The sequence below is a fragment of the Anaerovibrio lipolyticus LB2005 genome (assembly GCF_000621545.1).
GTDB classification, from domain to species: domain Bacteria; phylum Bacillota; class Negativicutes; order Selenomonadales; family Selenomonadaceae; genus Anaerovibrio; species Anaerovibrio lipolyticus_A.
Map to the genome: position 1 here is coordinate 264265 of NZ_JHYA01000001.1, position 12069 is coordinate 276333.

Genomic DNA, 12069 nt, shown 5'->3' on the forward strand with positions numbered 1-12069 from the left:
ATATCCCACTTACTTGCTGCCGGAAATAAGATTAATACTGTGATTTACAATACCAAAAATCGCATAGGACGCAAAAATACCAAAGAGGACAGCATAACCAATCCCATCAATGCCCATCCACAGAATAGAGGCAAACACAGCTGCCGCAATCACCTTGGCAACGAGATTCATCTTCTCGCCGTCGCCCTTAAAATCAGGATAATGTACAGTGCTGACCATAAGATATGCCACCACCATTACAATAACAGGATATGCGTAGGATATTTCATCCAAATTGTAACCAACGGCATTAATAAGCAGTGTGGATGTAGCAATAAGGCAGCCACCTGCAGGAATAGCCAGGCCCATGAAATAGCCATGAACCACAGTGGTGTTGACATTAAAGCGTGCCAAACGCCACATACCACAAAGGGCAAAGAAAATTGCCGCAACGCAGCCAAAAATACCAAAATCTGCCAGCTGGAGCTTGTATGCAAGCATAGCAGGAGCCGCACCAAAGGAAACCAGATCACACAGGGAATCCATTTCCTTACCCATTTCAGAGCTAACCCCAAGGGCACGGGCGGTTCTGCCGTCCAGGCCATCAGCCACCAAGGCCAGCAAAATACAAACAGCACCGAAGGTCAAATTACCATTGAAAGTACACAAAATGGAAATCATTCCGAAAACAAGATTAGCTGAAGTAAACGCATTAGGAATTACAGATTTGCTCATTAGTCCTTAATCCTCCCCACAATGGTCTCTCCTCCATGAACCTTGTCACCCTTCTTCATAAGAACCTCTACGTTCTTAGGTACCACGATCTCAGTACATGAAGCAAATTTAATAAGACCGTATACATCGCCCTTCTCCATCTTATCGTCCAAGGTCACCCAGGAAACGATACGTCGGGCCAAAATGCCTGCAATCTGAGTTACAGTCACCTTTAATCTATCATTTTCAATGCCAATCATGTGGCGCTCATTCTCAAAGCCTACCTCATCCTTGTAAGCCGGCTTAAAGCGACCGCAAACATATTTCTGGGTCTTGATCTCACCAGCAATAGGACTGCGGTTAACATGAACGCTGAAAATTGACAAGAAGATAATCACCTTTGTTCCAGGACCCTTTAAAAAGTCGTCATACTCAACATCCACCACGTCCTGCACTGTTCCATCTGCTGGGGAAACAATGAGGTCTTCGTCAGCGGGGATAACACGGTCCGGATTTCTGAAAAAATATGTGAAGTATGCCGCCAAAATTACCGGTACCACTGCGCCCAATGGTCCCAGCAAAAGTCCAAGAAAGACAGCAACAGCTAAAGCTCCGAAAATGAAAACGTATCCTTCTCTTACAATATGGAATTTACCCAAAATTTGCACCTCCTGATACGGCCTTAAACTGGAGATATTATATCGCGATTGTTCCAATTTTGCCATAGAAAATATACCATTTTACTATATATTATTTCTTGCTTCCCATAACTTTAAATACAAACTTTGGAAGTGCCATAAGGCGACCGATACGGCTAGGCTGCTTCAGACCGCGGAAAAGCCACTCCAGCTTCGCCTTCTGCATCCACAAAGGTGCCCGCTGCATAACACCGGCCATAACGTCAAAGGAACCGCCAACACCGATGGAAACTGGAACCTCCAGCTCCTCCAGATGAGCATACAGCCATTTCTCCTGCTTTGGAACCCCCAGGGCCACAAACAAAATATCTGGCTTAGCCGCCTTTATATCAGCAATAATCTGGGGCTCGTCATCAGCTGTAAAGAATCCATTGCGAGTTCCTACTATATTAATGCCAGGATACCACTCCTCAGCCTTCTTCTTGGCCATATCTGCCACACCTGGAGCAGAACCAAAGAAGTAAATCCGCTGATTCTTTTCAGGAGCCAGCTTCATCAGCTCCTGGGACAAGTCATAGCCAGCCACACGCTCAGGCATTGGATGACCGAGATAGCCTGCAGCCCATACAGTTCCTGCACCATCTGGTACCACCAGATCAGCCGCATTTAATATGGTCTTTAGCTCCTCATCATAGGTAGCCCGCATTATCATTTCAGCATTTGCGGTGGCAATAAGGGTACTCTCCCCCTTTTCAATGAAGCCCTGAACAGTTTCAACAGCCTGCCCCATAGTAGGGGAATCCACCTTTACACCTAGTATGTCAACTTTATCAAAAGACATGATTGCCTCCTAAATTCAAAAATACAAATTTCATTGTAACACAAAAGTGTAGAGAAGGCCATAGAAAAACATAAGAAAAGGGACCGCTTTGCAGTCAGCCCCTTTTACATAATCAACTAATATATTAGTCTTCCTTAATCTTTTTCTTTACATGGGTACGGATGGAAAGCTCCTTCAGCTGCTTCTCATCAACCTCAGAAGGTGCCTGGGACATAACATCAGATGCACTCTGAGTCTTAGGGAATGCGATTACGTCACGGATGGACTTTCTCTTAGCCATGAGCATAACCAGACGATCAAGACCAAATGCCAAACCGCCATGAGGTGGAGCACCATACTTGAAGGCATCCAGCATGAAGCCGAACTTGTCATGGGCAGCCTCTGGAGTAAGGCCGATAGCCTCGAATACCTTCTCCTGAAGATCATTCTGATAAATACGCAGGGAACCGCCACCGATTTCCACGCCGTTAAGAACCATATCATAAGCAATTGCCTTAACCTTGCCTGGATCAGTGGTAAGATACTGAACATCCTCATCACGAGGTGCAGTGAATGGATGATGCATTGCCTTCCAGCGCTTATCCTCTTCGCTGTATTCAAACATAGGGAAATCAACTACCCACAGGAAGCTCAGCTTATCTGGGTCAATGAGGCCACGACGACGGGCCATCTCAAGACGAAGCTCGCCAAGAGCCTGAGCAACTACCAATGGCTTATCAGCAATAACTAACAGCAAATCGCCAGTCTTGGCACCAGTAGCCTTCTTAATTTCCTCAAAGGTCTCATCGGAGTAGAACTTCTTGAATGGAGACTTAACGCCCTCTTCAGTGTACTGAATCCAAGCCAATCCCTTTGCACCATAGCCCTGAACATACTGTACAAGGCCATCCAGCTCACGACGAGGAATATTGGCATAATCCTCTACATTAATAACCTTAACCTGGCCACCGTTCTCCAGAACAGAAGCAAATACCTTAAAGTCAGAGCCCTTAACGTACTCGGAAATATCCATCAGCTCCATGCCAAAACGAAGATCTGGCTTATCAGAGCCATAACGCTCCATTGCCTCATCCCAAGTCATGCGCAGGAAAGGAGTAGGAATCTTTGTATCAAGTGCCTTTTCGAAGATCTCACCCATCATACCTTCCATCATAGTGAGGATGGTCTCCTGATCGATGAAGGACATCTCAATATCCAGCTGAGTGAACTCTGGCTGACGGTCAGCACGAAGGTCCTCATCACGGAAGCAGCGAACAATCTGGAAATACTTCTCAAAGCCGGAAAGCATGAGAATCTGCTTGTAAATCTGCGGGGACTGTGGCAGAGCGTAGAACTCACCTGGGTTCAAACGGCTTGGTACCAGGAAGTCGCGGGCACCCTCCGGAGTGGACTTACAAAGCATTGGAGTCTCAATCTCCAGGAAGCCATTGCGATCAAAGTAATCACGCATAATCTTGGTTACGCGATGACGGAGCATAAGGCACTTCTGCATCTCCGGACGACGAAGGTCGAGATAACGATACTTCAGACGAAGCATCTCATCTACATCAATACCATCCTGAATGTAGAATGGAGGGGTCTTGGCCTTGTTGAGGATACGAAGCTCCTTAACTACAACCTCGATTTCACCAGTTGCCATGTTAGGGTTAACGGTTTCCTCGCTGCGGGCACGAACATCACCCTTTACAGCCAAAACGAACTCGCTACGGATGGTCTCAGCCTTGTGGAAAGCCTCCTCACCAATAGCAGCCTCATCAAATACGATCTGCACCAGACCAGAGCGATCACGGAAGTCTATAAAAATCAGACCACCATGATCACGACGACGGGAAGCCCAACCACAGAGAACGACCTCACTGCCAACGTTATCCTTACGCAGCTCACCGCAATGATGAGAACGCTTCAAACCTTCTAAAGTATCCATTTAATTCTTCACCTCATACAAATATTTTTTGGGTATATTTATTTTAATTTACTAATAAGCTCATTTACAGGCACCTTTTCCTGCTCACTGCCAGCCATATCACGGAGCATTACTACCCCCTCTGAAAGCTCATCGTCACCCATGATGGCGGCGAATTTTGCTCCCAGCTTGTTGGCCTGCTTCATCTGGGCCTTCATGCTGCGGCCAGCATAGTCAACTGCTGCGCTGAAGCCCGCATCACGGAGATCCATAACCAGTTTAAAGGCCTCCTCCTGTGCTGCTTCACCCAAGGCTACCACATACACATCTACGCTGCGGTTCTTATCTGGCAACAGGCCCTGCTTTTCAAGGGCCAGAAGAACTCTTTCCAGACCAGTGGCGAATCCCACGGCAGGAGTAGGGTTACCTCCCATTTCCTCAATAAGGCCATCATAACGGCCACCGCCTGCCACAGCACTCTGTGCTCCCAATGGTGGGTACTTGACCTCAAAGGCAGTCTTGGTGTAATAATCAAGGCCACGAACCAAGCGTGGATCCAGCTCAAACTTAACCCCAGCCTTAGTGAGATGCTTCTGCAGCTTTTGGAAGTGATCGGAGCACTCATCACAGAGACAGTCTGTAATCTTTGGTGCATCCTTCATGTACGGCTTTTCCGCATCCTTTTTGCAATCCAGGATACGCATTGGTGCCCTGTCAAAACGGCTACGGCAATCCTCACAAAGGTCATCCAGCTTGTCACGGAAGAAGTCCTGCAGCATAGTGCGGTACTTGGCACGACAGGTTGGACAGCCAACGGAATTAATATAAAGCTCCAGATCGTTAAGGCCAAGACCCTGAAGCAGCTTCATAGACAAAAGGATAATCTCAGCATCCACAGCTGGATTGGATTCCCCAATGGCCTCCACACCAAACTGGTGGAATTCGCGCATACGGCCGGCCTGAGGACGGTCATAGCGGAACATGGAGCCAATATAAAACAGCTTAGTCAGGGCATTGTCAGCGTAGAGCTTATTCTGGAGATAAGCACGAACAGCAGATGCTGTATTTTCCGGTCTAAGGGTGATGCTTCTGTCACCTCTGTCAGTGAAGGTGTACATTTCCTTGTCCACCACATCGGTGCCCTCACCGATACCACGCTGAAAGAGCTCTGTGTGCTCAAACATTGGGGTCCTTATCTCCTGATAACCAAACCGCCTGCAAAGAGAGCGGATGTTATCCTCCACATAGAGCCAGTCACCTACTGTATCTGGCAGTATATCCTTGGTGCCCCTTGGAGCATTTGTCAACATATTATAAAAACCTCCTCTGCTTTGTAAAAAGCAAGGTATTGCAATCTATTTATTATTGGGGACCGCCGTAAGCCTCAGCTATCAGCTTTGCCCTTTTATCAATGTAAATATCAATATCCCTAAGATAGGTTATCAAATCCTTGGCATTAAATGAAGATTTCAACCGCTTTTCACGGAAATTTACCACCTTGCTGGTGGCCGCCCCGCCAATACCAAGTATTGTCTGATGCTCCTCCATTATCTGGATATTGTAAATGCTTTCTGCACCCTTTCGGCAACAGCCCACATTTTCCAGCTGACCGCTCATATACCCCTGACGATAGAGGTAATACGGCTTCATGCCGGCCTTATCAATATAGCACATGGCAGTATGGAACATCTCCCGACAGGTCTTGTCATCCGGCAGCTCATATTCCTCAAGGTTCATTTTTAAAACTGAACCCCGTTTCAGCGCCAGAGAATGAAGGGTGATGTCATCCGGGCCAAGGGCCACTATTTTCTTCATTGTGTCCTCAATATCAGCCACGCCTTCACCTGGAAGGCCAATAATAAGGTCCATATTTATTTCCGGGATACCAGCTGACCTTAAGTCGTTAAACATGGTCACAATGGCCTCCGGAGTATGATTGCGTCCTATACGCTTTAGTGTACGGGGCTGCATGGTTTGCGGATTTACACTGACTCTGGTGACATTCATATCCACCATAGTCTGAATCTTATCCGGGGACATACTGTCCGGACGTCCGGCTTCTACAGTGAACTCAATAATATGCTCACAGTAAAAAGCCTCCCTCACTGCGCTAAGCATTTCCCGGAAATATTTATCCGGCAGGCTGGTGGGAGTACCTCCGCCTACATAAATGGACTGAACCTTAAAGCCATAGTCAGCCACGGCCTGCTTTACTGCCGCCAAATCCTTATGGAAAACCTCCATAAACTCATTTAAGCCATCCTCCTTTGGAAGAATATTGGCCGGGAATGAGCAATAAAGACAACGGCTCAGACAGAAAGGGATACCAACATAAATACTAATAGTCTTTTCATCAGATTTTGCCAAAAATGGCAACTGACGAATAGCCATATCCACAATGGTGGTTGCCTTTTCCACACTGGCCTCATAGTCATGAAGCAAGCGCTCCACCACCTCATCCCTGGATAGGCCCCCATCCAAAAGGCGATGAACTATCTTGGTGGGACGAACCCCGTGAAGAATTCCCCAAGGGGCAGCCTCAAAGCCAAATTCCTTCCTAAAGAGCTGATAGAGGTTCAGCTTTATCAGGCGATGCTTTCCAGCAGCAAACCTTTCATCACTACGGCCAGCAGTGGTCTGGGTCAAATGGACCCTCTCCCCCGCCGTACCATTCATGGTAATAACGGTTTCCACAATGGGCACATCACCTGGCTTAAGGTTATTTTCTATATTCAGTGTCTCCCAGGAGTAGTCTTCCTCACAGCCCGTCTCAATCTTAAAAAGATTCAGGACTTCACGGACTACCTTGACCACCACCTGATCCTCACTATTTAAGGTAAACTCTTTAATTTTCAAGCTTCTTGGCACACTCCTGACAGTATCCATAGAATAGTACCTGATGATCGATAATGTTGAAGTTGCAGGTTTCAGCAATCTTCTGCTCCAACCCCTCCAGCATATCCTCAGAGAATTCTATAACCTTATCGCATTTTTTGCAAATAAGATGATGGTGCTGATGACCATTTTCCTCGATTTTCTTCAGCTCATAGCGGGCACGCTTCTCACCGAATTCCATCTTCTGGAGAATGTTCATTTCAGGGCTGCACATTAATTCGAGAGTACGATATACAGTGGCCAGACCAATGTCATATCCCTTATCCCGGAGAGTACGGTGTACTTCCTCAGCACTAAGGTGTTCTCCTGTACTATTTAAGAAAACCTCCAGCACATCCTGTCTCTGATGAGTCAGCTTGTACCGGCTGTTCTGGAGTCTTTTTTTCAGTTCTTCAATGCTAAATCCATCACGCATTTCTATATCCCCCGCATGCCAAAATTTTGTAATTAACATTACTCTCCTAATTTACACTCCAATTAGTACATTATAACGTAATTGTTCAAGAATTTCCATAACTATATGGAAATTCTTCCTATTAGACGTTTCGACGAGCCCAAAAGCCTACTCGTCATAACGCAATAATTCAATATTTTCCATAACTAATATGGAAATAATAAAAATGAGCTACAAGCCTTTGAGTCAGCTGCAGCCCATTTATTCACATTGATTTACTGATAAGTAGCAATATATTTTGCCAATCTTGCATCATAGCTGTATTCATAGCCAGAAGGACGGGTATCATCTCCCAAAAGGTACCTTGCTTCATTTGGCTTTATTTTTAGTCTGTCAATGACCTTAAAATATCTTGTATCACCATCTGCACAAGTCAAATATATATCTTCAATATTTGCATTATGGATATCATCTGTTGTATATACATTGGAGAAAGCGAACTTTCCACTTCCTAAAAATCCGTTATGGATAATATCGGCTATTTGTCCCGCCACATAATAGGTTCTGTCGATGGTTGATACCCTGTTATTACCTTCTATAATTCCTGTTCCCATAAAAGGCTTGCCGTCCAAGTAGAATTTTTGATTATTGAAAGTTACTCTGCCATAGGAATGGTCAGAAATTTGCTTTTCCAGCCTACGGATACGCTCAAGAGTATCTGGGTGTGGGTTGTATTCATTCCCATCAATTACCTGAATGCCTTTGATATCATACCTTTTTTCATGCTTATCCATCCGATAGAGGAAGGAAACCAAGCTGCCGGGAGAAAATCGTGTGCTGTTATTTAAAAAGGATACTGCCTGTCTGTCCGCCAAATATTCCCCTTCAAAGGAGAACTGGGCATTTATGGCAGTTTTATTGTAAGCAATATCTGTCATCAAAAGCATAAGATTTTCAGAAGAAGGCGTGTTCCAATTGCTCCCCAATAATGCTTTTAATCCTTTTTCTCCATATAAGTTATCTATCTTCCGTTGAAAATCCCGGTTATACCAGTGAGAGGCTTCATGGGCAATAACCGAAGCAAGCATGGAGTATTGCCAAAGACTCGCCTCGTTGAACTCTGCACTGTTGTGATAATCTATCTTTTCAATGGAAGGGATCGTCATCGTGAAATCAATCATTTGGGTGGACAAAAAAATACGCCCAGAAGGAAGGGTTACGGCATCCACCTCATTAACGGAAGATTCCTTAATAGGATAAAGATAACGGGAATGAACTCCGTCATTAAAATTTAATGCACTTGGATTCATTTCAACCAGTTCTTTTTGAATCCTGGAGATAAAATCATTATGCCAGGAACGAACTCCATTGGCATATTCATCCTCAATATAATCACCATAATGATGTTCAGCTTCATCACTAATTACATAGGCCTCGGAAATATTGGCTACAAATAATGCAGTTACTGCGACTATAGCCATAATACTTGTTAAAAATTTCTTTTTGGTGTTCATAATTAATTTCACTTAAAACAATCCTTTCATGTAATAAAAGTTCCACATGAATCATTATACCAAAATAAACAGGGACTACAGTCTCATATTTTACATCACTTGAAAACTGATCTCAAGCCCGCTGAGAACCAGCGGGCTTTTCTTTTTGCCTGTTCAGCAAATCGTTTCCTCATTAAAACGGTATTTCATTATCCGCATCCAGAGGCGTACTGGTCTCTGGTTCTTTAAATTCAGGTACAAATGGATATTCAGGATTATAGTTAGGGTGTTCTTCATCTAGCATTTCTTCTAAAGTTACTTCTTCATCATCAAGTGGTATCCCCCCACTAAAGGAAACATACTCTGCCTTACTCCTCTTTTCCAGACAGTTTAATATAAAGTTCATTTCCTCCAAGGTTGGCTTATGTTCATGGAATATGAAGCCCACACTGGCCCTGTTTGTTTCCCGCCTATAGTAACAAGCTACCTTTATGGATTTCTCATATTTCTTACGTTTTACTACAAAGGAGCCTGTTTCCTCATCCACCACAACATTAATAGCCCGTTTCATCGGATAGTTCTTTATGTCACATATCTTCATTTCCCCGTGTGTGGAGAGTAAAAGAAAAGTGCCATCATCCATTAGATGGACAGCACGGATTTCCAATTTGTAGAACATTTCCAAAACAGCTATAATGCGGAATCTATAATCATCTAATTGAAGGATTACATCAAATGGAGAGCCGTAGCCTAATTTGTGGGCTTTTTCCACATGGTCTTTAATTAGTCGCATATTATTGGCTATCTCTGAATTAGATAGTTCCAGTCCTACATCATATTTATTCTGTTTTCTGATTTGGGTAATATCATTTGATTCCCTCCCTTCAATTTCATCCAAGAGGATTTGATGCTCTAAATACTGGGCCTTGCTTATGGTGTATTCCTCTTTCATTTTTCTAAAATGCTCTGGTCTTAACATTTAGCAACACTCCTTTCAAAATGCATATAGATGTGCGGGTATAGTCAATGTAACACAAAAAATCAGGCGATTTTTAAAAAAACTCCTTTTTCGATTTTTTATTTTCATCTAATACCTATAATCAGACAATTATGATGAAAAGTTTCCATGCACGAAAAAAATCCTGCTATTTAGAAATAATCTAAATAACAGGATTTTTGTTATGCCGCAAACAGCATCAGTTCGTTGCAACATGTACCCCCTGTGAACCCCCATGGATACTGAACAAAAATGAAACTTTTGGAGTGAAACCTCAAAATTCACCCCAAAAAGGCTAAACCGAACAACTCCATGCATTACCCGCCCTGTAAATTCAGGCAAGCTCCCATTTTCCCCAGCTCTCAAATACAATACTGCTGCACCTAACATATTCTCTCGGTTCTCCCCTACATTCACTATATAATACGGTAAATATTATTAACTTCTTTTATTGTTTTCTACAAATGCTTTACAACCTCAATATCCATTTCCTCAGCCCGCTTGGCAATCCCCGGTGTTACTCCGCCTTTAGCCACCAACACCTTGCGTACAAGCTTGCCACCAAATCTGTCCGCCACTGTTTCCAGCTCATATAGTGGCTGATTCATAGATATCAGTTTATTCTTACAAGATATAAAAGTAGGTATATTTTTCTTCATGTAGATGATATCTATTTCATATTACATCCAGCTTGCCTTCTGGCAATGCCACAAAGCCTATCTGCTCTACATTTATGTTTTTGGATTTCAAAAATGCTGCCACTGTGCTGGTGGCTGCCCGATCCATATCTTCCTGGGTAAAGCCAAAGAAAATCACCTTCTGAAAGACAAATTTCATACAGGAAAGTACATTATCCATTGGATTCTCACTGAAAAATTCTATATCTACGTTCACTGATTTTCCTCCGTATAATACACAAAAACATCACATAGCACTAATTCGTTTTGGTAGGTATATTTTCCTGCTGATTCCAGAATAATTTGTCCTTCTTATCGAGTCTGTCACTCCACACATTAAAAATCATCTTTAAATCGCCACGAGTCAAAAACAATTTAAGAATTTTATTTTTTTATTTTGATTTATTTTGATTTATGTTTTATTATATTAATATACTCTATAAACCAACTTAACAATACCTTATTCCAACAGTTTCTATCCTAATATTTTTTTCATGCTATAATTTATTTGACGCAAAGGAGATTTATAACATTGAAACTGGTCGCCGGCTAAATGAGGATATGGAGCTGCATTTTCTTGAAGTACCAAAATTCCAGAAAAAGCCTATTGGTGAAATGACCCGCATGGAACGGTGGCTGGCCTACTTCTCAAACAAGCTGAATACTGAGGAAATGGAGGAACTTGCCATGAGTGACGCTACTATAAAAAAAGCCGTTAATGACGCTGACATCTTCATGATGGATTTTGAAGAACGGCTCAAATATATAAACCGACAGATGGCCATTATGGACTACAACACCGATATGCGTGTATCACGTGAAGAGGGCCTTGCCGATGGACGTAAAGCTGGCCGTGAAGAAATGGCTATTGATATAGCTCGTGATATGCTTCGGGACAATAAACCGATTGAAGAAATCGCCAAATATACCAAACTCCCTGAGGATCGCATTCAGGAACTGACCCAGGAAAAATAAAACACATCTTTGCAAACGCATAAGGCTATTGCCAATACGACCCTCAAGATGAGGGACAATCGATAGAAAGAGGAGCCAAATCAGATGTTAAAAAAATACTTATTATGATGGTACTTGCGCTGACAGTTGCATCACTTGGCAATACGAATCTGCCAATTTCTTTCGAACGCAGCACCAGTATCGCCTATGCCTCTCCCTGGCAGGAGATAGATGGGATTCTATTTTGGCACGGCGACATGAATTATCCGATTTATGACAGTGGCAATAAATTTTGCAATGGCCTAGACCTAAGCTCTGCTTATGTTGCCAATGATGACGCAAATGAGCTTATCATTAAAGTGGCCAGTGTTAATTTCAGCTTTGCAGATGATGCTGCTGTGGATTACGGCAAAGCTTCCTTTAAAGAAGACAAACGGACAGGGAAAGCTTACCTGTGCTTTGAAAATTCATCATATTGCCTCAGCACAGACCGCCAAAAGCGTCTGAATGATGTTTACTATTATCTGAAATGTTACCTGCAAGTGCAATAATCTCAAATACACACAGAACGAGTTTTTGAAACT

Annotated in this window: 13 protein-coding genes; 2 read left to right on the top strand and 11 right to left on the bottom strand. The window is 43.3% G+C overall.

Annotated elements, in window-relative coordinates:
* Window positions 1-9 precede the first annotated feature (9 nt).
* From pssA to T355_RS0101400, 11 genes are all read right to left on the bottom strand, one after another.
* The gene (gene pssA, locus T355_RS0101345; RefSeq protein WP_027396172.1) at window positions 10-714 is read right to left on the bottom strand and encodes a CDP-diacylglycerol--serine O-phosphatidyltransferase; all 705 of its coding nucleotides are present in this window, start codon (window positions 712-714) and stop codon (window positions 10-12) included.
* A complete protein-coding gene (locus tag T355_RS0101350) occupies window positions 714-1352 on the bottom strand; it encodes a phosphatidylserine decarboxylase (RefSeq protein ID WP_027396173.1) in 639 nt (212 codons plus the stop codon). Before T355_RS0101350 ends, pssA begins: the two co-directional genes overlap by 1 nt.
* A gap of 91 nt (window positions 1353-1443) precedes the next feature.
* Window positions 1444-2172, bottom strand: coding sequence for a WecB/TagA/CpsF family glycosyltransferase (locus tag T355_RS0101355; protein WP_027396174.1), 729 nt, complete (start codon window positions 2170-2172; stop codon window positions 1444-1446).
* Between the two features lie 124 nt (window positions 2173-2296).
* On the bottom strand, window positions 2297-4096 hold the full coding sequence (aspS, locus tag T355_RS0101360) for an aspartate--tRNA ligase (RefSeq protein ID WP_027396175.1): 1800 nt from the start codon (window positions 4094-4096) through the stop codon (window positions 2297-2299).
* A 38-nt stretch (window positions 4097-4134) separates the two neighbouring features.
* Window positions 4135-5385: a histidine--tRNA ligase gene (gene hisS, locus T355_RS0101365; protein ID WP_027396176.1), complete on the bottom strand. Its 1251-nt coding sequence runs from the start codon at window positions 5383-5385 to the stop codon at window positions 4135-4137.
* A 52-nt stretch (window positions 5386-5437) separates the two neighbouring features.
* Window positions 5438-6931: a coproporphyrinogen dehydrogenase HemZ gene (hemZ, locus tag T355_RS0101370; RefSeq protein ID WP_027396177.1), complete on the bottom strand. Its 1494-nt coding sequence runs from the start codon at window positions 6929-6931 to the stop codon at window positions 5438-5440.
* On the bottom strand, window positions 6921-7385 hold the full coding sequence (locus tag T355_RS0101375; RefSeq protein ID WP_027396178.1) for a Fur family transcriptional regulator: 465 nt from the start codon (window positions 7383-7385) through the stop codon (window positions 6921-6923). Before T355_RS0101375 ends, hemZ begins: the two co-directional genes overlap by 11 nt.
* Window positions 7386-7639: 254 nt before the next feature.
* Entirely contained in the window at window positions 7640-8890 is a 1251-nt protein-coding gene (locus T355_RS0101380; protein WP_155851643.1) for a M48 family metalloprotease, read from the bottom strand.
* Window positions 8891-9050: 160 nt separating this feature from the next.
* On the bottom strand, window positions 9051-9836 hold the full coding sequence (locus T355_RS0101385; protein WP_027396180.1) for a hypothetical protein: 786 nt from the start codon (window positions 9834-9836) through the stop codon (window positions 9051-9053).
* Between the two features lie 476 nt (window positions 9837-10312).
* Window positions 10313-10462 (bottom strand): hypothetical protein, encoded by a 150-nt coding sequence (locus tag T355_RS0101395; protein WP_155851644.1) that lies wholly within the window; start codon window positions 10460-10462, stop codon window positions 10313-10315.
* Window positions 10463-10529: 67 nt separating this feature from the next.
* A complete protein-coding gene (locus T355_RS0101400) occupies window positions 10530-10748 on the bottom strand; it encodes a hypothetical protein (RefSeq protein ID WP_027396183.1) in 219 nt (72 codons plus the stop codon).
* Window positions 10749-11053: 305 nt separating this feature from the next.
* On the opposite strand from T355_RS0101400, the gene T355_RS13160 reads away from it, so the two are divergent.
* Window positions 11054-11506, top strand: a complete 453-nt coding sequence (locus T355_RS13160; protein ID WP_269318743.1) for an Rpn family recombination-promoting nuclease/putative transposase — start codon at window positions 11054-11056, stop codon at window positions 11504-11506.
* Window positions 11507-11610: 104 nt separating this feature from the next.
* A complete protein-coding gene (locus T355_RS0101410; RefSeq protein ID WP_027396184.1) occupies window positions 11611-12036 on the top strand; it encodes a hypothetical protein in 426 nt (141 codons plus the stop codon).
* Window positions 12037-12069: the final 33 nt, after the last annotated feature.